At 56.4% G+C, this 20,088-nt stretch carries 19 protein-coding genes and 1 pseudogene; 7 read left to right on the top strand and 13 right to left on the bottom strand.

Annotated features, from left to right (window positions below; genetic code table 11):
• Nucleotides 1-45: 45 nt before the first annotated feature.
• From RLO149_RS13820 to RLO149_RS13765, 12 genes are all read right to left on the bottom strand, one after another.
• Nucleotides 46-1,350 carry a transporter substrate-binding domain-containing protein gene (locus RLO149_RS13820; RefSeq protein WP_013962715.1) on the bottom strand — a complete coding sequence of 435 codons (1,305 nt, stop codon included), beginning with the start codon at nucleotides 1,348-1,350 and terminating at the stop codon, nucleotides 46-48.
• A 380-nt stretch (nucleotides 1,351-1,730) separates the two neighbouring features.
• Nucleotides 1,731-3,977, bottom strand: coding sequence for a nitric oxide reductase activation protein NorD (locus tag RLO149_RS13815; protein WP_013962714.1), 2,247 nt, complete (start codon nucleotides 3,975-3,977; stop codon nucleotides 1,731-1,733).
• The gene (locus tag RLO149_RS13810; RefSeq protein WP_013962713.1) at nucleotides 3,964-4,761 is read right to left on the bottom strand and encodes a CbbQ/NirQ/NorQ/GpvN family protein; all 798 of its coding nucleotides are present in this window, start codon (nucleotides 4,759-4,761) and stop codon (nucleotides 3,964-3,966) included. The genes RLO149_RS13815 and RLO149_RS13810 overlap by 14 nt, the downstream gene beginning before the upstream one ends.
• Before the next feature lie 53 nt (nucleotides 4,762-4,814).
• Nucleotides 4,815-5,858 carry an aliphatic amidase gene (locus RLO149_RS13805; RefSeq protein WP_013962712.1) on the bottom strand — a complete coding sequence of 348 codons (1,044 nt, stop codon included), beginning with the start codon at nucleotides 5,856-5,858 and terminating at the stop codon, nucleotides 4,815-4,817.
• A 47-nt stretch (nucleotides 5,859-5,905) separates the two neighbouring features.
• Nucleotides 5,906-6,736 carry an urease accessory protein UreD gene (locus tag RLO149_RS13800; RefSeq protein WP_044025348.1) on the bottom strand — a complete coding sequence of 277 codons (831 nt, stop codon included), beginning with the start codon at nucleotides 6,734-6,736 and terminating at the stop codon, nucleotides 5,906-5,908.
• Nucleotides 6,733-7,392, bottom strand: a complete 660-nt coding sequence (gene ureG, locus RLO149_RS13795; protein WP_013962710.1) for an urease accessory protein UreG — start codon at nucleotides 7,390-7,392, stop codon at nucleotides 6,733-6,735. The genes RLO149_RS13800 and ureG overlap by 4 nt, the downstream gene beginning before the upstream one ends.
• Nucleotides 7,389-9,101, bottom strand: coding sequence for an urease subunit alpha (gene ureC / locus RLO149_RS13790; RefSeq protein ID WP_044025347.1), 1,713 nt, complete (start codon nucleotides 9,099-9,101; stop codon nucleotides 7,389-7,391). The genes ureG and ureC overlap by 4 nt, the downstream gene beginning before the upstream one ends.
• Nucleotides 9,102-9,103: 2 nt before the next feature.
• A complete protein-coding gene (locus RLO149_RS13785) occupies nucleotides 9,104-9,799 on the bottom strand; it encodes an urease subunit beta (RefSeq protein ID WP_013962708.1) in 696 nt (231 codons plus the stop codon).
• 17 nt (nucleotides 9,800-9,816) lie between these two features.
• Nucleotides 9,817-10,500: an urease accessory protein UreF gene (locus RLO149_RS13780; RefSeq protein ID WP_013962707.1), complete on the bottom strand. Its 684-nt coding sequence runs from the start codon at nucleotides 10,498-10,500 to the stop codon at nucleotides 9,817-9,819.
• A complete protein-coding gene (gene ureE, locus RLO149_RS13775) occupies nucleotides 10,497-10,961 on the bottom strand; it encodes an urease accessory protein UreE (protein ID WP_013962706.1) in 465 nt (154 codons plus the stop codon). The genes RLO149_RS13780 and ureE overlap by 4 nt, the downstream gene beginning before the upstream one ends.
• Before the next feature lie 373 nt (nucleotides 10,962-11,334).
• Nucleotides 11,335-11,943, bottom strand: a complete 609-nt coding sequence (locus tag RLO149_RS13770) for an ANTAR domain-containing response regulator (protein ID WP_013962705.1) — start codon at nucleotides 11,941-11,943, stop codon at nucleotides 11,335-11,337.
• Complete coding sequence (locus RLO149_RS13765) at nucleotides 11,943-13,352, bottom strand: transporter substrate-binding domain-containing protein (protein WP_245538062.1); 1,410 nt, start codon at nucleotides 13,350-13,352, stop codon at nucleotides 11,943-11,945. The genes RLO149_RS13770 and RLO149_RS13765 overlap by 1 nt, the downstream gene beginning before the upstream one ends.
• A gap of 90 nt (nucleotides 13,353-13,442) precedes the next feature.
• Between RLO149_RS13765 and RLO149_RS13760 the strand changes: the two genes are divergently transcribed.
• The 4 genes and pseudogenes from RLO149_RS13760 to RLO149_RS24155 form a co-directional block, all read left to right on the top strand.
• Nucleotides 13,443-14,747 (top strand): Zn-dependent hydrolase, encoded by a 1,305-nt coding sequence (locus tag RLO149_RS13760; RefSeq protein ID WP_052304803.1) that lies wholly within the window; start codon nucleotides 13,443-13,445, stop codon nucleotides 14,745-14,747.
• A 186-nt stretch (nucleotides 14,748-14,933) separates the two neighbouring features.
• The gene (locus tag RLO149_RS13755; RefSeq protein ID WP_052304802.1) at nucleotides 14,934-15,872 is read left to right on the top strand and encodes a phosphotransferase family protein; all 939 of its coding nucleotides are present in this window, start codon (nucleotides 14,934-14,936) and stop codon (nucleotides 15,870-15,872) included.
• Nucleotides 15,873-15,881: 9 nt separating this feature from the next.
• Nucleotides 15,882-16,805, top strand: coding sequence for a choline kinase family protein (locus RLO149_RS13750; RefSeq protein WP_013962701.1), 924 nt, complete (start codon nucleotides 15,882-15,884; stop codon nucleotides 16,803-16,805).
• A gap of 122 nt (nucleotides 16,806-16,927) precedes the next feature.
• Nucleotides 16,928-17,196 (top strand): annotated as a pseudogene (locus tag RLO149_RS24155) (type III glutamate--ammonia ligase); the annotation flags it as partial.
• A 64-nt stretch (nucleotides 17,197-17,260) separates the two neighbouring features.
• On the opposite strand, the gene RLO149_RS13745 reads toward RLO149_RS24155, so the two are convergent.
• A complete protein-coding gene (locus tag RLO149_RS13745) occupies nucleotides 17,261-17,788 on the bottom strand; it encodes a hypothetical protein (RefSeq protein ID WP_013962700.1) in 528 nt (175 codons plus the stop codon).
• Between the two features lie 112 nt (nucleotides 17,789-17,900).
• Here RLO149_RS13745 and RLO149_RS13740 point away from each other — a divergent pair, with 112 nt between their 5' ends.
• The 3 genes from RLO149_RS13740 (at nucleotide 17,901) to RLO149_RS13730 (ending at nucleotide 20,007) form a co-directional block, all read left to right on the top strand.
• Entirely contained in the window at nucleotides 17,901-18,116 is a 216-nt protein-coding gene (locus RLO149_RS13740) for a helix-turn-helix domain-containing protein (protein ID WP_013962699.1), read from the top strand.
• A gap of 170 nt (nucleotides 18,117-18,286) precedes the next feature.
• The gene (locus tag RLO149_RS13735) at nucleotides 18,287-19,615 is read left to right on the top strand and encodes a site-specific DNA-methyltransferase (RefSeq protein WP_013962698.1); all 1,329 of its coding nucleotides are present in this window, start codon (nucleotides 18,287-18,289) and stop codon (nucleotides 19,613-19,615) included.
• Nucleotides 19,612-20,007, top strand: a complete 396-nt coding sequence (locus tag RLO149_RS13730) for a DUF5681 domain-containing protein (protein ID WP_013962697.1) — start codon at nucleotides 19,612-19,614, stop codon at nucleotides 20,005-20,007. The genes RLO149_RS13735 and RLO149_RS13730 overlap by 4 nt, the downstream gene beginning before the upstream one ends.
• The last annotated feature ends 81 nt before the right edge of the window (nucleotides 20,008-20,088 follow it).

Genomic DNA, 20,088 nt, shown 5'->3' with positions numbered 1-20,088 from the left:
TGAACGTAGTGTTGTGGCGGGCTGATCCCGCCACAACGGCGTTGTTTAGATCACGTCGACGCGCACCGATCCGTCAGGCGCGACCAGCCCGTTGGATTTGCACGAACCCGCATCTGGATAGATCGAGAATGGATCAGGTGCGACGTGCTCGTCGGCCTGCTTGACGATCTCAAAGCTGCCATCGGACTTGCAGCGGCCGATCTTGGGGACAAGCCAGGTGTTGAAGTTGTCTCCGTCGACCCATGTCTCGCCCTCTGGCGAGACATCCGCGCCGAGCTTTACGCCGGCGCAAGCTTCGCGCACACGGGCCGATGTGACTTCGTCAAACCCATGGTTCTCGATTGCTTTTTCCATGGCGGCCTTGAACACGTAAGCAGAATTATAAGTTTCGGCCATGTTGTAGTGGGTGGCACCGTTCTTGCCGTAGGGGCTGGACAGGAAACCGTCGACGAACTTTTCGTTCGTTGGGTTTTCCAAGGCTTGGAAGTAGGGCGCGGACAGGAAGTGGCCTGCGCCGAATTCTGCACCCATCGCCTTGGTTTCGATCTCACCCGTTGTCAGCGAGGCAATTGGCATGTCTTCTGCCGAGAAACCGGCCTGTTTGAACTGGCGGTGGAAGGCGATGTCCGACGCGCCCACGACCGTCGAGAATATGAAATCAGGCTGCGCTTCGCGGATCTTGTTCAGGACCGGGCCAAACTCGGAGTCGCCCAGCGGAATGTACTCTTCGCCCAGCAGTTCGCCGCCGGCATTTTTCAGCCATATCTTGGCGTTCTTATTGGATTCCTTTGGCCACACATAGTTGGAACCGACAAAGAAGACCTTCTTGCCAAAATTCTCGACCATATAGGGGATGAGGTCTTTGGAGTGCTGGTTTGCCAGCGGGCCCGTGCACACGGTGTTTTGCGTGCATTCAGCACCTTCATAGCATGTCGGATAGAACAGCAGGTTGTCGCGCTGCATAACGATGGGCAGGATCGCTTTTCGGCTTGCGGATGTGTAGCAGCCAAAGATCGAAATGACCTTGTCGCGCAGGATCAGTTCGCGTGCCTTTTCAGAATACACACTGAAATCCGACTTTGCGTCGATGATCACAGGTTCAATAGGAGATCCAGCAATGCCTCCCGCCGCGTTGATCTCGTCGATTGCATATTGCATGACCAGAGTAGAGTCTTCTTCAGGAACGGCTAATCCGCCGGTCAAAGAGAAAAGCACTCCGACTTTGATCGGCTCACCTTTGGTCAAGGTCGCGCCCCAAGCACCACGGGATTGCGGGATCCATATGCCCGGAGCTGCAAGTGCGCTCGCTACGGCCGAGTTTTTCAAAAAATTCCGTCTGCTAAGTTTCATTGGTCTTCCTTTCGTTGGATGTTCAGGTGATCCGCCGGTTTGGAATTCCGACGCGTTTCTCTCTATCTTTGGCTTCCGGCTTACTTTCGGGTCAAGTAATTTTAGGAAAAATTTATTCCTACTAGTATAATTTTGAATGCAAGAATTGGTGCCCCCGAGGACCAACTGATTTCTTGAAAGACTGATTAAAGAATTTGCGTTTTGTTAACCGGTTTGGACTGAAGCTGCGTGCATGCTGACGAGGCTCCTTTCTTCGAATGAGCTGATTCTCTTGATTGAGTGGTGAGGTGACGCCCAGACCGGCTGCGGAGCACTAAATGTCTTGCGACATTGCGTGCCCCGCAACGCGTGTTCCGGGCAGAAAAAAATGCGGTTCCGGGTCATCTGGTCATCCGCAGATAAAACGTGGAAAGCTTGTTTGGCAGGGTCGCGATATCGGTGATCTGCAAGCTGGTTTTGCGACCAAAGATCTCTTTGTGGCGCTGCCCCGTTTCGTTACCAAGCGCCACACAAATGGCGTCTATACCCTCAGAGCGTATCCGTTGAACCGCGCGGCGTGCATCCTCTACCAGATACTCGGGGTCGGTCATATCGATGTCCGAAGGCTCGCCATCGGTCACCAAAAGGACGATTTTGCGATGCCGTGAATACCCTTCCATACAGCCTGCCGCGTATCGGAGGGCGGCTCCGATGCGCGTGGAATACTCAGGCCGCAGACCGGACAGGGCCATGCCCGTCACCTCGTCCAAAGCGGTGTCGAATGTCTTCACCGGCACAACGCGCATATCGTGTCGTCCCGAAGAGCTGAATGCTGTGATGGCAAGGTCATCTCCCAGTTGGGACATCGTGCAGGCAAGTATCGCTGCGGCGTCGCGCTCCATGTCCAAAATAGTAAAGCCTGGCCCGGCCGGATCAGCGGTCGAGCGCGAAATATCCAACAACAGATGAACCGCAATCGATCTCGGAGGCGGTGAGATGCTTTCATAGACGCCGGGGTCTGGTTGGCGGTTCGATCTGAGTGCAATCACCGTGCCAATCGCCGCATCAAGGTCGAGGGTTTCGCCCTCGAGCTGTTGCTTGAGTTTGCGCCGCTTGCCTGTTTCGGTTGTCGCGACCGCCTTTTGAAGCCGGGATAATGTCGCGCCGTGACGCTCTTGCAGTTGATCCCAAAAGCCCGCAGCCCCCAACATGACCTCATAGGCGTTTACGCTGACCCAATCTTCGCGCTCGATCCCGGCGTGGTAGTCGTATTCCGCAAGGCTGGATATCTTACGCCCGGCCTTTGGGTCTGCCGCTATCGTTTTGACAGGCTCCAGAACGTCTGGCGTTTGGGGCCTCAAATTCTCTTGCTTGCGATCATGTCTTGCATCATCTGTTTGAGTCTGTCGCAGGTCGGCAAGGGGTGCTTCAATGTCTTCTGAAGGTGGTGGTGTGTCGGGATCAGCAGGTAGGTTCCAAAGCCCCAGATTGTCGTCTCTATAGGCGGGCTGAACGACATAACTCATCGCATCGAACTGAACGCGCGTCTGACCCAGGTCATTGCCAAGAATATTGCCGATTTGGTGCGAGATGGCCGGATCATGCAGGCGGTGTGCTGCAGCGTGAAACATCGCCGCACCCTTTTTGACCCACCCATGAGTTGGCTGAAACTCCGGATCGATCAGCGCGCGCGCGAGCCCGGCAAACAGGTTCTGCGCAGTGCTCACCCCATCATGCCGTGCTGTGTGAAAAGGACACCACAAACGATGTAGGCCGGGCATGTCCTGCATCGCCAGGGTTTCCACGCGGGCATCTTCAAGCAGGGAGACAACCGCGACCTGCAGGGGTTTTAGCTGTCCCAGTTGGAACTGAGGCCCGCCATAAGTTCTGTGCGCGCCGACATGAGCGACGGCGGCGCGATACAGTTCCTTTTCAGCCCCGCGAAAGCCCGAAAAGGCTGGCGGCATCTGTATAAGGCTGCCTAAAAAGCTTGTCCGCCGGATGGGGCCACCATTTGGGCCTTTGGGTCCGGCTTCGCGCAATTGGGGAGGCTGACACCAGAGGGCTGTGTAAAAGGACTTTAACCCAGTCTCAAGGCTCAGGAAATTCTCCTCGCCCGCAAAGCGCTCGAGAAGCCGCTGGGCCTCGGGCGTTTCAAGCTGGAAGTACCCAAGTGCGAGATCTGTATCCTGCCCGGCCACGCGAAGCCCGGTCTGGATCCAAACACCAAGCTGGTCAAGACCGAGCCGAGCCAGCAGCATCTCGCTAAGTGATAGCAGCGGAAGAACAGCATCGGGGCTGTGTTTGAGAACAGATGCGATCATCTTGCGCCACTGGTCAAACGCCTGCGCATTCTGCAGTTTCAAAGCCATAATCGGACACAAGTCGAGGTAGGTTTCAGCGACTAGCGGACGCGCCCTTATTGCAATGCGTGACGAATCCGAGGCCAGTGCAATGGCTTGGTCCGGTCCGACGTCGGCCGCGACCCGCGGTGAGCCCGAGACGAAGGCACGCAAAACAGCGGCTCCGTATCCTGCACCTTTCAGGCGATCATGGGCGCGCAGATATGCCTCGCGATATGCGCCTGGAAAGGCTTCGCGTAGGGCAGGCGAAAGGCCCTCGGAACTTATCCGGTCAGATACAAGCATCAACTGCCGCCGCAAGGGTTGAACGCATCTCGGGATCGTCAGTGATCGGAATGATCAGCGCGAATTGACAGGCCGCAGCGATGGGCAAACCGGTGGTCATCAGGCGACCGGCGTGGATCAACATCCGGGTTGAGGCGCCTTCGTCCAGACCTTGACCACGCAGGTTGCGGCTTTTGCCGGCGATCTTTGTCAATCGTTCTGCGTCTTTTAGGTTCAGACCGGCCTCGGAGGCGACAATGTCTGCCTCTATCTCGGGGACGGGATAGTCGAAATCGAGCGCGCAAAAGCGCTGCTTGGTAGACTCCTTGAGGTCCTTCAAGACACTCTGGTAGCCGGGGTTGTAGGAAATCACCAACTGGAAGTCGGGATGGGCTTTGATCAGTTCGCCCTTCTTTTCCAACGGCAAAATGCGGCGGTCATCGGTCAGTGCGTGAATAATGACGGTCGTATCCTGTCGCGCCTCGACGATTTCGTCGAGATAACAGATGCCGCCGTCGCGCACCGCTTTTGTTAAAGGGCCGTCCTGCCAATACGTGCCGTCCGGTCCCAGCAGGTAGCGCCCGACAAAATCAGAGGCTGTCATGTCCTCGTGGCAGGCGATGGTCACCAGAGGCTTGCCCAGTTTCCACGCCATATGCTCGACAAACCGGGTCTTGCCGCACCCGGTCGGTCCCTTCAGCATGACCGGCAGGCGCATGTCGTAGGCCGCCGAGTAAAGGGCGACTTCATCTGCACTTGGGTAGTACCTGGGCTCTTCGCTCAGAAGATAGCTATCGAGTGACATGGGGTTTCCATCATTGCATTGACCGGCGAATTGCCCGCCGGTCCGGCGGTCGTCTATCTATGCGGTTCGGTGGTCTTCTCGTTAGGCAGGCCGTCAATCGGGCACTCTTCGGTTCCGACAGTGCTGCGGGTCATCGCTTCGACCATTTCGCGCGTACCTTCGGGGTCTTCGACCCACTTGCGATAGAAATCGTAGGGCATCTCGGCTGTGCCCTTGTCGCCATCGCCGGAATTCATCATGCCGGTGTAACCACGGTGCACGAGCTTGAAGAGGTGGTTGTTGGACTGCATGGTCCGGCGCGCTTCGCGGATAGCGGTCACGGAAAGAGGCGCATACTGAATCCCCATTTCTTCGGTGCCGCATTCGCCCAGCGTGCGCCCGTCGAACCCGCAGATCGTGGAGTGACCAAAGAAGGTATAGACCCCGTCAAACCCGGTCGCATTCGCCACCGCGACATAAGTGTTGTTGGCCCATGCCATGGCCTTGGCCATAGTGATCTGCTGTTCCTTGGCGGGGTACATATAGCCCTGGCAGCGGATGATAAGTTCTGCGCCCTTCATTGCGCAGTCACGCCAAATTTCGGGGTAGTTGCCGTCATCGCAAATGATCAGCGAGATTTTCATGCCTTTCGGGCCGTCGCTGACATAGGTGCAATTGCCCGGATACCAGCCTTCGATAGGCACCCAAGGCATGATCTTGCGGTACTTCTGGACGATCTCGCCTTTGTTGTTCATCAGGATCAACGTGTTGTACGGGGCTTTTTTCGGGTGATCCTCGTGACGCTCGCCGGTCAGAGAAAACACCCCCCAGACGTCTGCCGCGATGCAGGCTTCGGCAAAGATGGCCGTTTCCTCGCCGGGGATCGAGGCGGCGGTCTCGTACATCTCGGTTTCGTCATACATGATGCCTTGGGTGGAATATTCCGGGAAAATCACCAGATCCATGCCGGGCAGGCCACGCTTCATGCCCTTGAGCATTTTCGCGATATTGTGGCAGTTGTCGATCACCTCAGCTTTGGTGTGCAGGCTGGGCATTTTGTAGTTCACGACCGCCACGCCAACAGAGTCGTGACTGCTTCCGATATCTCCATGATGCATTTCTCATTCTCCTTTTTTGGTTGGGGCTCGTCTTTGCGGGGGTAATTTCATTTTCGGCGCTCCGCAGGTGCGGTGCCGTCCAGCGTCGTGGCTGCGGCCCGCCACATTGTTTTCATCACTTTTGTCAAAACAGCCCCGTCCGAGGCCAGAAACCGGATGAGCGCGATACGCCGGTCTTCGAAAACGGAAAGGCCGGCGTAGATGCCAGGCAGGGCGTCCGCGGCTTGCAACATCGCAGGTCCGGCACCGGGATCACCGACAACAATCATCATGCCAGAACAGGAAAAGCCGCCTGTGCGGGCAGGCCAATCGGTTCCGCTCAACTCAAAACGATCAAGCAGGAGTGGCCCGTCCGGGCCCAGAATTTCCACTTCGTTTTCAAGCCATGCGAATGGGCGCGCGCGCCCCTGCGGATCATGGCTGAGTTGCGCGTCTGCAAGGATCACGCGCGCATCTTTGCCTATCGTTGCGGTGACCCGGTTGCACAGCTTTGCGCCGCTCATTAGGATCGCCGGATCCGGCAGATAGTCGAGCCGCGCACCCTTTGCCACCGCGAGGGATACGGACTGCTTGACACCGTCGCGCCCTCGGGCGTCATGCACGATGGTCGAGGCCTGCGTCGTGACATGGGCCTGTGCACCGGCTTCGACCGTGATGTCGAGCGACAGGTCGTCCCCCGAATAGACCCCACCAGCAGACGACTGCAAATAGAGCGTTGCCATGCCCGATAGGCCACCCGGGTGATGGAAAGGCCGGGTGATGTGAAACGGGTGCGGAGTGAACTGACGCGCAAGATGCGTACGCCCCGCCACGGTGCGAAATTGCAGCTCTGCGCGGACCGGAGCCGCCATCAAACCTATGTCGCCCAGTGCATTCATGCAGGCAACTCTCGAAACAGAAGATCGCGCGCCAGCATGTTGACGATGTTGTCCACGCCCATGACGCGTGCCCCTTTGCAACAGCATCCAATGACCGGCGTTTCGCCGCGTATCTCGGCCGCCTCTGTCAGGATTTCTGCGGCATCCACGAATACGTGCGGCGCAAGATCCAGCTTGTTGATGACCAGCAGATCGCTTTGCAAAATGCCCGGACCTCGCTTGCGCGGGATGTCGTCGCCTTGGCCGACGTCGATCACGAACATCCACCAGTCAACGAGATCCAGGGAAAATGTTGAGGCCAAGTTGTCGCCGCCGGATTCGATAAGGATCAGATCGAGCTCGGGAAACCGCGCCTCAAGGTCATCGGCTGCAGCGATGTTGAGCGTGGGGTCTTCGCGGATCACCGTGTGCGGACAGGCACCCGCCTCTACGGCCGAAACGCGGTCGGGATCAATTAGACCACCCGCCCGAAGGCGTCGGGCGTCTTCCTTGGTGACCAGATCGTTGGTGACCACGGCGACTTCGATGCAATGGTCCTTGAACACCGGCATCATCGCTTCGATCAGCGCAGTTTTGCCAGAACCGACAGGCCCGCCAATGCCGATGCGGGCGGGGCCCGGAGCGGATCGTTTAGACAAAGGAACAAACTGTTTCATCGCAGCATGTACCTTTGTGTCAAAGGCAGCTTTTCTGCCGGGTCGCAGGTCGCCAGTTCACCGTCGACAAAGACTTCGAAAGTGGCCGGGTCCACGGTGATATTGGGACAGGCATCGTTCAGAAACATGTCGGATTTGCGCAAAGTGCGGGTGCCCTGTGCGGGCAAGAGTTGCTTGGTCAAGCCCAGCCGTTCCGATACCCCGCCATCGATGGCACGGGGGTTCACGAAACACGCGCCACAGGCTTGGGCCGCCTTGCCGAATGACCCCCATTGCGGGCGCATGATCAACGGCTCGCAGGTCATCAAGGATGCCGCGCTGTCGCCCATCGAACCCCAGGCGATAAAGCCGCCCTTGATCACCAATTCGGGCTTGATGCCGAAGTACCCCGGCTTCCACAGCACGATATCCGCCATCTTACCCGGCTCAATCGAGCCGATATGGTCGGCAATTCCGAAAGACCTTGCCGCGTTGATCGTATATTTGGCGATGTAGCGTTTGATCCGATGGTTGTCGCCTTTGGCAACCGTCTCTTCAGGCAGGCGTCCGCGCTGGACGCGCATCTTGGAGGCAAGCTGCCATGTGCGCGTGATTACCTCGTGGATCCGGCCCATCCCCTGACTGTCAGAGCCCAACATCGATATCGCGCCAAAATCGTGCAGCACGTCCTCGGCGGCGATGGTCTGCGCGCGAATGCGGCTTTCGGCAAAGGCCACATCCTCAGGGATCGACGGATTGAGGTGGTGGCACACCATCGTCATATCAAGATGTTCGTCGAACGTATTGATGGTGAAGGGGTTGGTCGGGTTGGTGGAGGACGGCAGACAGTTTGAAAGACCCGCCACAGTTATGATGTCCGGCGCGTGGCCACCGCCAGCCCCTTCGGTGTGATACATGTGAATCGTGCGATCCCCGATGGCCGCAAGCGTGTCTTCGACAAACCCGCTTTCGTTCAGCGTATCGGTGTGGATTTGAACCTGAAAATCCAGCTCGTCCGCAACGGTCAGGCAGGCGTCAATTGCCGCCGGCATCGAGCCCCAATCCTCGTGGATCTTCAGTCCCAGACAACCGTTTTCGATCTGTTCGACCATCGCGTCGGGTTCATGGGCATTGCCGCGCCCCAGAAATCCAAAATTCATCGGCCAGTGTTCAGCCGCCTGCAGCATTTTGCCGGTGTTGAACACGCCGCCACAATCGATCCCGACAGTGATGGGCCCCAAAGACCCACCCAGCATTGTGGTGATCCCCGATGAAATCGCATGTTCCACAAGCTGTGCGCTGTCGAAATGGACATGCACGTCGATGGCACCCGCCGTGGCGATCATGCCTTCGGCATCGCGCACGGTCGTTCCGGCTCCGACGATCAATCGAGGGTCCACACCATCCATCGTGGCGGGGTTTCCGGCCTTGCCGATGGCGACAATCTTGCCGTCTTTGATGCCGATATCACCTTTCACGATCCCGGCCATAGCATCGATCACGACCACGTTGCAGATCAGCATATCAAGCGATCCACCAGCACTGGTCACGCCCACGGCCATCCCCAATCCATCGCGCAGGGTCTTGCCGCCGCCATGCAGGCATTCGTCGCCGTAATGGGTGTAATCGTGCTCGATCTCGGCCCAAAGCTCGGTATCACCAAGCCGGATCATATCGCCCGTGGTGGGCCCGAACATCGCGGCGTATTCTGAACGCGTCATCTTCACCATGCTTAGGCCCCCTTGAATCCAGCGGCCTGAGCGCGTTTGATCGCCTCGGCCTTGTTGGTTTCGTTGACGACGCCGTTAGTGAGATTGTTCAGGCCGGACAGGCGTTTTTCCCCACCAAACGTGCACAGGGTCACTTCCTTTTCCTGACCCGGTTCAAACCGTACGGCGGTGCCTGCAGGGATATCGAGCCGAAATCCAAAGGCCGCCGCACGGTCCATCTCGAGCGCCTTGTTGGCCTCGAAAAAGTGGTAGTGACTGCCAATCTGAATGGGACGGTCGCCTGTGTTGCGCACAGTCAGGGTGACGGTTTCGCGCCCGGCGTTCAGTTTAATCTCACCGTCCGCCACGCGGAATTCGCCGGGCTTGGGGCCATTTTCCGCAACAGGTTTTTCACCGGGACGAATGGGGTCATGAACGGTAACCAGTTTCGTGCCATCGGGAAAAACCGCCTCGACCTGTATCATCGGCATCAAATCAGCGACGCCCGGCATGACGTCGTCAGTAGACAAGATGGTCGATCCAAAGCTGATCAGATCGGCCACTCTGCGACCGTCGCGCGCGCCTTCTAGGATGTCGTCACAAATGAGCGCAATCGCTTCGGGCGCATTGAGCGTGCGGCCGCGCGCGCGCCGTTTTCGGGCCAGTTCAGCCGCGGTGAATATCGTCAATCTTTCAAGTTCTGTTGGTGTCAGTAGCATTAAATGTCCTTAGTCTTTCATGTCGCAAAAAGGCTGGCATGGTCCGTTGTGCGGCGCACAGCAGCGATCTCGGATAGGGGGGAGAAACTGCCTGCTCGGGGCGGGCAGGGCATGCTGAGGCCGTTGGACATGTCTGCAGCTGTTTGTGCCAAAAGGGATTGCGCTTCGATTGCGCCTAAACAGCCCAAACGCACGGCGGCGGAGATAAATGCCATCACCGTAGAGTTCAGGGCGCCGGTCTCGGCCTGCTCCAGCGACAGCCCAATGCCTTGTGACGTCAAACCTTGCACGACGGGCTCATAGCCAGCGCAGTTCATTCGACCCGCTTGCGCGATTGCGGCTTCATAGGCGGCCACAAGGGGCGTTCCGATACGACCGTGCACGGATAACAGGGAACGGCCAATCCTGCGCGATGCGTCGGCCAACCTGTCAGAAGTGTTCTGAATGTGACAGCGCGCATCGATTTCCAGCAGACGCGTGGAGTCCTCCGCAGCTCCCCTAGCTTCGACCAAAAACGGGCGGTCAAAACTGAACCACCGCGGCACGATCTGCTGTGTCAAAACGCGATAAACATCTGTGGCATTGCGAACCTTTCCCTCGTTCTTGAGGGCTTCCAGACCGGACGAGAACGCAAATGCGCCAGACGGAAAGGCGCTGTCGGTCGTCTGCAACAGCCGTAAAAGAGAATTCGTATCGCTCAAGGCGTATCATCCTCTTTGGGCACGTCAGAACGTATGTCACCTGCGTCCAACATGGGCTCCAACCTTTCGAGGTAGACACGTGTTTCGGTCTCAACCGCGATCAGCAGCACCTCGCCTTCAAAACGGACACGCCAGTGAAGGTTGCCAGCGAAGTAGCCCAGTTTGAGCGCAGTCGCGGTGTCGCGGGGGATGAACCGCAGCCATTCTTCAGTCTCTACGCGCACAACCAAGGCCGCCGAATCGTCGATGGCCAGGACCGCGCCATCGAACAATTGCCGATCGCGCGGGAGGGCGATTGCTATCTCGCGCCCTGTATCCGTGATGCCTCTGAACCTGCGCCGTGCAAGTTCGGTTCTAGGCAGGCGCAAGTAATCCACAGCGTGCACGTGTTCCAGTCTGTGCAACTGATTGCGCAGGTCAGGTTGATCCGCCGGTCCGACGATGTCGGAGATGATGTTCATGTCGCTCGGCCACGCCTGTAGAGGCGCTCGCAGCGCGGATGTTGAAACATTGAAATACTCCAGAAGTTGAGCACCTTACGACAACGTCAAAGGGTGCTGGTGCAAAGGACCAGTTAACTTTTAAAACTGCGTATTGGGTTCAAGAGAAGTAAGCACAAAGCAAAGCGCACCAGCGCTGCTGGCAACCTCTTTGATCTTGGTGACTACGACGACCCCTCACGAACGAATAGGCTTGTTAGGCTTTTGTGGTCGTGGTTGGTCTGGCCAGAATGCGGCACTGCATTCGCCGTTGGTAAGCGCGCAACAATCTTTTCGATCTACTACGCTTGGCCTCTTCGATATCGCCAAGCAACCTTGGTCAGCGATGGTCTAATTATACATCTGATCGTTTGACTGACAAGAGCTCGCTGGCGTTGATAATAGCTTGAGCCATGTCGTAGATCGAAATTCGCTTGGCCATTGCCTGTTCTCTAAGCACTTTATGGGCATCGATCTCGCTCAAGTTGTGCATCTCCATGAGAATCAACTTTGCCTTTGCAACCGTTTTATGTCCTCTGATTCTCTGTTCCAGCCGAGTGATGTGTTCTTTATCCTCGATCTGCTGCTGCCAGATGGTTCTCGCAACGACCAGATTGGTGAGAACACCAAAACTCTTCACCGGTTTGGATGTTGCCGCCGTGGCATTCACATCAAGCAACAACTCCAACATTGCCGGGTTTTCGTAATTCACGACGCCGATGATGGTCGGACTGGGTTTTTCGGACCGCTTCAACATCGCTTTGATTCTTTCCTGATGATCGAAGAAGAGCCCGACAAATGCCACATCGAACTTTACCGGAAGTTTTTCGGGAGGCGGCCAGATCAATGCATTTCGGCATCCGATCCGGCCTAGCTGTTCAATGATCATTTTCCCGTCTCCATCGGGCGGGTGCACAACGGCGACAACGGTGTCGCGTAGATTCTTCAATCGAAAGCGGGCCATTACCGGCCCTTTTCCATAAGATCGGTGTAAGGAATGTCCCCGGGATCGTCCAATTGCATCAGGTAAGGTGACGGGATCACCGGCTCTGATGCTTCTCGAACAATCTCGAATTGGCCTTGTGCGTTGGCGATAGCGACCCGAGGCCAGAGCAATGTGTGATTGGTGGTGGCATCAACACGTACCATGCCCTGAGGCGCATCAACTGAGACCGTTGGCAGAACACGCATCAACGCTTCGCGCTCAGTCGTTCCGACCTGCTTTGCGGCTTCGGCGAACAGCTTGATTTGGAAATATGCAGCTTCGCACTCGGCGCACAGAGCCTCATCGGCGCCGAACCGTTCGCGATAATTTGAGACAAAGCGTTGGTTCACGTCGTTCTGAATGACGCTGAAATAGGGTGCAACCTTGATATTTCCTTCGGCCGCATCTTTTCCTATTGCCGCCATTTCAAGTTCGCCCGCTGTGACGGAACAGATCGGAGATTTGGTTCTGTCAAATCCTGCTTTGTCGTATGCTTTGTAGAAATCGACAGCACTTTTGCCCACCATCGTAGAGAATATGATGACGGGGCCGTTCTGCTTGATCCGAGCAATGACATTATCGATATCACTGCGCGATGCGGCTAGAGGAACATAGACTTCGTCCACGACATCCGCGCCCCGGTTGGACAAGAGATCTCGCATCAAGCTGTTGATTTCGTATGGGAAGACGTAATTTGACCCAACAAAGAAATACCTGCGGCCGTAGTTTTGCGTCATGAAATCGGCCAACCATTTGGCATTCTGATTGGGTGCGGCACCGGAATAGATGCACCCTTGTGCGTATTCAAACCCTTCATAATGCGTTGGGTAGAATAGCATTGATTTATTGGCACTTACGGGCGGAAGCACAGCCTTTCTGCAAGACGACATGTAGCAGCCGAACAGGGCATCGACCTTGTCTTCTAGGATCAGGCGCTCTGCTTCGGCGCGAAAGGCGACCGGATTTGAGCAGGTGTCATCGCCAGAGAAAAGAAATTCCTGTCCCAACAGCCCGCCGTCTTGATTGATCTCTTCGATCGCCAGCAAAGCGGCATTGCGTTGGTGGGTTTCAATAACAGAAGTGACGCCGGTGTCGGAGTAGAGAAGGCCAATCCTGACCGGCGATTTTTTGTGACCCATGGTCTTTTCCTGTAAAGAATTCATCCACCACTGGCACCAGAGGGCGTGATAGGATGTAGCGCAATCTGTTTCAACGCTGCATGATCCAACAGCAAGCCAGAACTCTCCAACGCGATCTAAGTCGTCAGTCCATTTTTCTCGCCGGTGTTTTTTTTGGCGATCTCGGTTCATTCTGCTTAATTTCGCGCCGTTACTGCTTGTGAAATTCGTCTTTGACTGATTTTCTATCTTTTGAACTGTTTGTGTCATTGGGCTTTGGGGCAGTGCAAAACGCGCAACAAAGTGCGTTGATGGAGAGGACCTCGTTCATGCAATCACCGCAAAATCACAAAGGCTGCCATGACTGCAGTTGAATACTCCCAAGACAAGGAGCACACCGAGATGCTGGATCTTCTGGAGGGCTTTTCTCGTTTTGGCGCGACGCCAGGAGGCGGCGTTTCAAGGCTTGCCTGCGATGAAGCTGAAGGAGAAGCACGCGATTTTTTCATAAAGTGGTTGGCGGATAACGGCTTTGATGTCCGTATTGACCAGATCGGAAATATTTTTGGGCTGGTCGATTTTGGTGTTGGCGATCCCAGCCTTACTTTCTATTGCGGCTCGCATCTGGACAGCCAGCCTAATGGGGGGCGCTTTGATGGCGCGCTGGGTGTAATCACAGCGATGGTCGTGGCTAAGTCGCTGATGAACGCCGTCAAACGCGGTGAATTGGCGCCGGTCTATCGCCAGCTTGTTGTGGTATCCTGGACCAATGAAGAAGGTGCACGATTTCAGCCCAGCCTGCTTGGCAGCGGTGTGTTTACCAAATCTGTACCTCTCTCGCAGGCGCTAGCCACTGTAGATGCGGATGGAGTTTCAGTAGAGGCGGCGTTGTCACAGATTGGATATCTGGGAACTGATGTGGTGCCACGGCCCGACTATTACTTTGAACTTCATATCGAACAGGGCACCCGGCTTGAAACAGCGCAAAACAGCATTGGAATTATTGAGAGATGTTGGGGGGCGATCAAGCTGCGCATCTGCGTTCAGGGCCGCGCGGATCATACTGGCCCCACGCCTATGGATGTCCGCAAGGATGCACTGCTTGCGGCCTCTCGCCTTGTTGTTTGCGTCAATGATCTGTCCAAAACCTCTGCGTCAGACCTTTATACATCCGTGGGTCGCATGGAGATCACACCAAACTCTCCGAATACCATTGCCGACACGGTCAGGCTCTGGATCGAACTGCGCAGTGCCGATCAGTCTGCCTTGCAAACCGCGGAACAGGCGCTGGCGACCAAGATCGCGGGTTTTTCCGACACAACAGGTTGCCTTATCGAAACCGAGGCCAGAAGCGACCGACCGGTCATCGCGTTTGACCCCTCAGGCTGTGCTACGATAGAGGGAGCTGCATCAGATATCGGGCTGGAAACCATGCGCCTGTCTACGATTGCGGGACATGACGCAATCAATCTGCAGACCATTTGTCCGTCGTCTCTCATCTTTGTGCCGTCAAAGGACGGGATCAGCCATGCGCCGGATGAGTTCACCTCTGACACAGATGTCATCGCGGGCTATGACGCGAGCCTTGCTGCGATCTCGGCTTTACTTGCGACTCCGCCAAAACCGCAGCGAAGCGACAAGAAAGATCCATCCAAGGCGCGATGACCCAGTGCGACGTGCACGGGATTCTGGTCAAAACATGGGCAGTAGCGGCGGAATTCTTCGGTAAAGGTGCCTTTCGCCTAGGTTTGTTCACTTCTCCTTTTGTTGCTTTTGCACGTTTCCTTAGGCTGATTTCTGACCTGTCAGGCGCCAGAGACAGATCGTTTGGTTCAAAAAAGGAGCGCGAGAATGAGTTCAAGCAGGCAAGACGCAGCGCTGTTTTGCGCCACCGCGTATTTGGGAGAGGCTCCTGCAACGATGGACAATCCTCTGACCGTTCTGGCATCGCCCGCCTGGCGCGGCGTCGAAGGAGACATGTGGCGAGCCTCTTCCCCAACAGGATCGGTCATTCTGAAACATTATCACCCCGACACCGCGTTTTACGTTGATGTCGCCGCATCCATGCGGGCCGCAGCAATGGCTGGCGACGCAGGAATCGGCCCGTCCGTGACCGGCATGTGGGCATCTCATGGGATCATTGCGTTCGAAGAACTAGCACCGCCCTGGCGATCTGGAGGGTTACAGGATGTTGTGAATGCCCACACCCGAACCGCCGTGATTGAGGCGAAGAAAGCGTTTCAAAGCCTGACGCCGATTGGCAAGCCTGTTAGCATTTTTGATGAGATCGACACATTCGTTTCGATGGTGCGCGAAAGCTCTGTCGCCACCCACCGTGACCTTGGGGTATTCGTCAGCTTCTTTGCAGACGCTCGGCACAAGATAGCTAGCGCAGGTCAGGATCGCGTTCCATGTCACCGGGATGGCAACACGGCCAACTATATGGTGGGCGGAGATACCTCGGTCAGGCTTATTGACTTTGATTTGGCCGGAGACTGCGATCCGTTCGAGGATATCGGCTGTCACCTCGTGGAGTTTTTCGAAAACGATCTGGATGCGCGTGCCGGGTTTGAAGAGTGGCATGGGTCTTTTGACGAGGGGCTGTTTCAGCGGGCGATGCTTTACGGTCTGGCAGACGATTTGCGTTGGGGGTTGATCGGTGCGCTGATGGGCGCAAAATCGGCCCGCAGCCACCTGGAATTCTCAAAATACGCGGCGTGGCGTTTCCTGCGCCTCGAAGCGCGCCTCAAAAGCTCGGATGCAAATGATCGCATTCGGGTCGCAGCCTAGGGGTAGGGTATGTCCAGCACTTTAGAAGAACAGCTTCGCAATGCGGTCAATTCGGTTCCGGGTTGGTCATGGGATGAAGTTGACGTCGCACCGCTGGACGGCGGTGTCACAAATGCCAATTTCGTCGCTATCAAAGATGGCAAGAAACACTTTATGAAGGTTTTCGGCTCTGGGACCGACAGCTTTATCAATCGTGACGCATCCAACGATGCGTCCGTTCAGGCGCATGCTATGGGCATAGGCCCTCGGGTGCTTCATTTCGACAAGAAAACCGGGCTTGAGGTCGCTGAGTTTCTGCTGGGTTATAGGGCCTCAACCAATGCGGACTATGCGCATAGGGTCTATCTCGAGAGCGTGGTGGACCTTTACAAGATTTTTCATTCCGGCCAGCCCCTTTCGGAAACCAAAACCTGCTTTGACATGATCGATGAACATATCGAACAGGGCCAATCGCTTGGTGCCATCTATCCGGTCGATATCGACTGGCTGATGAAGCAATACATGAAATCCAAATCTGCTTTTCTGGCGGCGGGTCTTGATCTTGTGCCCTGTCATAACGACCCGATGCCCGGCAACTTTATGGTGTCTGAAAAGCAAGGCATCCTGACCGACATGAAAATGATCGATTTTGAATACGCCTCCAACAATGAGCGGGCGTATGAACTGGGTATGTTCTTGGGCGAGATGTTTATTGATGAAAAGACCTCGCTTGAGATGGTGGAGCGATATTATGGGCATGCCAGCATGGATATCGTTGCCCGTGTCACCGTCGGTCGGGCACTGGCTGACATGAAGTGGGGGTCTTGGGCTGTCCAACAACGTCAGCTGCAATCTTGGGATTTTGACTATCAGAAATATGGCATTTGGAAATACGCACGGGCCCGTATGGTGTTCAATGATCCCAGGTGGGATGATTGGTTGCGGGCACTATAGATTGTAAAACATGGACCGGCTCAGGATTTCTGTTACGGACAGCAGATGACCGACAAATAGCGGATCGGAAACTCGACCAGCCGTTCAGGCCCATGCGGGGCTGATCACGGGGACCGGACCGCGTGGCCACTGATTTCACCACATTCGCTAATGATAATGCCGTCAAATACTTCATGATTGCCTTTACGGACCTGTTCGGCGGCCAACACCCAAAGCTAGTCCCGGCGCTGGCTTTGCCGGATTTGCCACATGGCTGGATATGAACCCGGCCCACGCTGATTTGCTGGCCGTGCCCGACCCATCTTTAGTCATCCAACTGCCTTGGAAGCCCGAGGTTGCGTGCGTCGCCGTGAACTGCGTGATGGAAGGCGAAGTCCTAGCCGAACCCCCTATTACGCTAAAAGGACCGCCCGTGCTTGAGGCAATCTGAAGAAGCAGGAATCCGGTTTGCCTTTTCACGCTGTGTTGTCACTCTTCGAGCATGCCGGGGCTTTCCCGAACAAATGATTAGCCAGACAGCTGGCTGACCCGGCCGCATCAAACTGTCCCTTGTTCAGGATCCGTATATCCGACCTCTCGGCCTTGTAGCCCTCGGCATTTCCTTTAGAGTGTTTCCCGATCCGTTCGCCCAGATCGGGCACCGGTTGCCCGGGTTCGGCACCAAACCAAAGGTAGTGAACCAGCTCCAGAGTAGCGGGGTCGAACCAGACCCAGATAACACAGCCTGACGGTTTCTCGGCGAGCTTCACATTGATCTTCTGCCGGCTGGTCTTTGCGCCGACGAAACTTGATTTCAGCTGAACATGACGCTGGATACCGTTTGCCTCCAGCAGGATGTCATAGCCACTGCGATCTGTGTGGCTGCGCAGGATGTCCATTTCCACGCCGCGCTTCCACATTTCCTGACAGAGGACTCCCATGAGGGCGTATTCAAGATATTGTTCCCGCAGGCTGGAGGCCGCGTTATGGATGTCATCAAGCATGCTGTTCTCCTTATCTCCCGCGCGCAGTACCGCTTCCCGCGCCCTGCCAGTCAAGTAAAATGATACTTATAGTCTGTAGATTAAAAGGCAACATCCATGACCCATACATCGAATGGATGTTCGTCAGCGGGTTGGCCGTAATCTGAAGAAATACCGCAAGCAAGCAGGCTTCTCGCAAGAGGGGCTTGCGCTCGAATGTGGTTTACACCGGACATATGTCAGCGGCGTTGAGCGGGGTGTTCGCAATCCGACGGTTGTTGTGCTTGAGCGAATTGCGGAAGCTCTGAAGGTGCCCGCCGCACGGCTGCTCGACGACTCCGAGAGCTGACTTCCTGAACAGAAGTCATTTACTACCAGATAGTTAATCCATCGGGCCGCCCGACGTAATGCCAGGTTACTTTGTGCCGGCTGTATGAGATTCCGATGCTGTGAGCTGCCTATGGACCCGTCCGGGCAGTTCTGAACCGCGCGCAAGCGCACATCAGCAAAGGAAACGTCATGACCAGACAAGAGACATTCACGCTGCCCGATCCGGGTGATATGACAATGAGGCCCGTGGGCGACCTGAATCCCTACGCTAACAATCCCCGCACGCATTCGAAAAAGCAGATCCGGCAGATCGCCGACAGTATTAGGGAGTTCGGCTGGACCAATCCGGTTCTGATCGACGCGGGAGGTGGTGTCATTGCGGGCCATGGCCGCATCGCAGCGGCAAAGCTGCTCGGAATAACGGACGTTCCTGTCCTGCGGCTGGAGCACATGAGCGAGGCTCAGAAGCGGGCCTACATTATCACTGACAACAAGCTCGCAGAAAATGCCGGCTGGGACAGTGATCTGCTGAAGATCGAACTGCAGGGTCTGCTGGACCTCAGTATTGATTTCGACATCGAGCTGACCGGGTTTGAAACCGGCGAGATCGATGTGCTGCTCGCGCCGGAAACGGCGCCTGAGCCTGAACCCGTGCCGCTGCCGGAAACCGATCGGCCGCCGGTCAGCCGCCCCGGTGATCTCTGGCTCATCGGGAAGCACCGATTGCTCTGCGGCGACGCGCTGAACCCCGCCGACTGGCGGGCGCTCATGGATCAGGACAAAGCGCAGATGATCTTTGTGGACCCACCCTACAATGTCCCGATCGCGGGTCATGTGTCCGGGCTGGGCGCGGTGAAGCACCGCGAGTTCGCCATGGCGTCAGGCGAGATGTCGCAGGACGCCTTCACGGACTTTCTGCGCGGATCCTTCCGGAATCTGGCGGCCTTCAGCGCGGATGGCTCTGTTCATTTTGTCTGTATGGACTGGCGGCACATGCGGGAAGTGCTCGACGCGGCCGAGGGCATCTATCCTGAGCTGAAAAACCTGTGCATCTGGGCCAAGACCAATGCGGGGATGGGCAGTTTTTACCGGTCTCAGCATGAGCTGGTCTTTGCCTTCAAGAGCGGCACGGCTCCTCACATCAACAATTTTGGTCTGGGCGACAAAGGCCGGCACCGGTCCAACCTGTGGACATATGCGGGCGCCAACACCTTCCGTGCCGGTCGCATGGACGATCTGAAGGCCCATCCGACAGTCAAGCCGGTCGACATGGTGGCGGATGCGATCTTGGACTGTTCGGAGCGCGGCGGGATCGTTGCCGATGCTTTTGCCGGATCCGGTACAACCCTGCTTGCGGCCGCAAAGACCGGACGGATCGGGGTCGGCATGGAAATCGACCCGCATTATGCAGATCTGATCGTTCGCCGCCTGCAGGACGCAACCGGCGAAACGGCAGTCCATGCGGAGAGCTTTGAAAGCTTTGCGGCACTCAGTACCGGACGCGGAGAGGACACATGAGCGGATCAGATAAAGACAGCTACAAGGTCGGCTACGGCAAACCTCCAAAAAGCGGGCAGTTTCAGAAGGGGAAATCGGGTAATCCGCGCGGCCGGCCGAAAGGCGCGCGCGGGCTGAAAACCGATCTGAAAGCAGAGCTCGGCGAGCGTGTCACGATCACGGAGAATGGCCGGACCCGCAAACTGACCAAGCAGCAGCTGATGGTGAAACAGCTGACTGCGAAAGCCGTAAAGGGCGATATGCGCGCAATCAGCAAGCTGGCGGAACTGGCGATTTCTCTGCTGGGGCCGGAGGATGAGGTGCCGGTCAGTGCGTCCCGGCTTTCGCCGGAGGATGACGCCATCCTTAAGCAGTTCATGGAACGGCAGGGCGGGAGCCCGCGCAATGACTGACCGCCAGGCACTCTTCGACGCTGTCCTGCGGGAAGATTTCATCGCGTTTCTGTCAAAGGCGTTCTCAACGGCCTCGGGGGG

It is taken from the genome of Roseobacter litoralis Och 149, assembly GCF_000154785.2.
Taxonomy (GTDB): domain Bacteria; phylum Pseudomonadota; class Alphaproteobacteria; order Rhodobacterales; family Rhodobacteraceae; genus Roseobacter; species Roseobacter litoralis.
The sequence above is the reverse complement of the archived record's forward strand: the minus strand, read 5'-3'. Positions and strand labels throughout refer to the sequence as shown.

What these genes read in the sequence shown, in the direction of transcription:
- RLO149_RS13820 (WP_013962715.1), bottom strand. Translation starts at nt 1,350, where the DNA reads ATGAAACTTAGCAGACGGAATTTTTTGAAAAACTCGGCCGTAGCGAGC.
- RLO149_RS13815 (WP_013962714.1), bottom strand. Translation starts at nt 3,977, where the DNA reads ATGCTTGTATCTGACCGGATAAGTTCCGAGGGCCTTTCGCCTGCCCTA.
- RLO149_RS13810 (WP_013962713.1), bottom strand. Translation starts at nt 4,761, where the DNA reads ATGTCACTCGATAGCTATCTTCTGAGCGAAGAGCCCAGGTACTACCCA.
- RLO149_RS13805 (WP_013962712.1), bottom strand. Translation starts at nt 5,858, where the DNA reads ATGCATCATGGAGATATCGGAAGCAGTCACGACTCTGTTGGCGTGGCG.
- RLO149_RS13800 (WP_044025348.1), bottom strand. Translation starts at nt 6,736, where the DNA reads ATGAATGCACTGGGCGACATAGGTTTGATGGCGGCTCCGGTCCGCGCA.
- ureG (WP_013962710.1), bottom strand. Translation starts at nt 7,392, where the DNA reads ATGAAACAGTTTGTTCCTTTGTCTAAACGATCCGCTCCGGGCCCCGCC.
- ureC (WP_044025347.1), bottom strand. Translation starts at nt 9,101, where the DNA reads ATGGTGAAGATGACGCGTTCAGAATACGCCGCGATGTTCGGGCCCACC.
- RLO149_RS13785 (WP_013962708.1), bottom strand. Translation starts at nt 9,799, where the DNA reads ATGCTACTGACACCAACAGAACTTGAAAGATTGACGATATTCACCGCG.
- ureE (WP_013962706.1), bottom strand. Translation starts at nt 10,961, where the DNA reads ATGAACATCATCTCCGACATCGTCGGACCGGCGGATCAACCTGACCTG.
- RLO149_RS13770 (WP_013962705.1), bottom strand. Translation starts at nt 11,943, where the DNA reads ATGGCCCGCTTTCGATTGAAGAATCTACGCGACACCGTTGTCGCCGTT.
- RLO149_RS13765 (WP_245538062.1), bottom strand. Translation starts at nt 13,352, where the DNA reads ATGACACAAACAGTTCAAAAGATAGAAAATCAGTCAAAGACGAATTTC.
- RLO149_RS13760 (WP_052304803.1), top strand. Translation starts at nt 13,443, where the DNA reads ATGACTGCAGTTGAATACTCCCAAGACAAGGAGCACACCGAGATGCTG.
- RLO149_RS13755 (WP_052304802.1), top strand. Translation starts at nt 14,934, where the DNA reads ATGAGTTCAAGCAGGCAAGACGCAGCGCTGTTTTGCGCCACCGCGTAT.
- RLO149_RS13750 (WP_013962701.1), top strand. Translation starts at nt 15,882, where the DNA reads ATGTCCAGCACTTTAGAAGAACAGCTTCGCAATGCGGTCAATTCGGTT.
- RLO149_RS13745 (WP_013962700.1), bottom strand. Translation starts at nt 17,788, where the DNA reads ATGCTTGATGACATCCATAACGCGGCCTCCAGCCTGCGGGAACAATAT.
- RLO149_RS13740 (WP_013962699.1), top strand. Translation starts at nt 17,901, where the DNA reads ATGGATGTTCGTCAGCGGGTTGGCCGTAATCTGAAGAAATACCGCAAG.
- RLO149_RS13735 (WP_013962698.1), top strand. Translation starts at nt 18,287, where the DNA reads ATGACCAGACAAGAGACATTCACGCTGCCCGATCCGGGTGATATGACA.
- RLO149_RS13730 (WP_013962697.1), top strand. Translation starts at nt 19,612, where the DNA reads ATGAGCGGATCAGATAAAGACAGCTACAAGGTCGGCTACGGCAAACCT.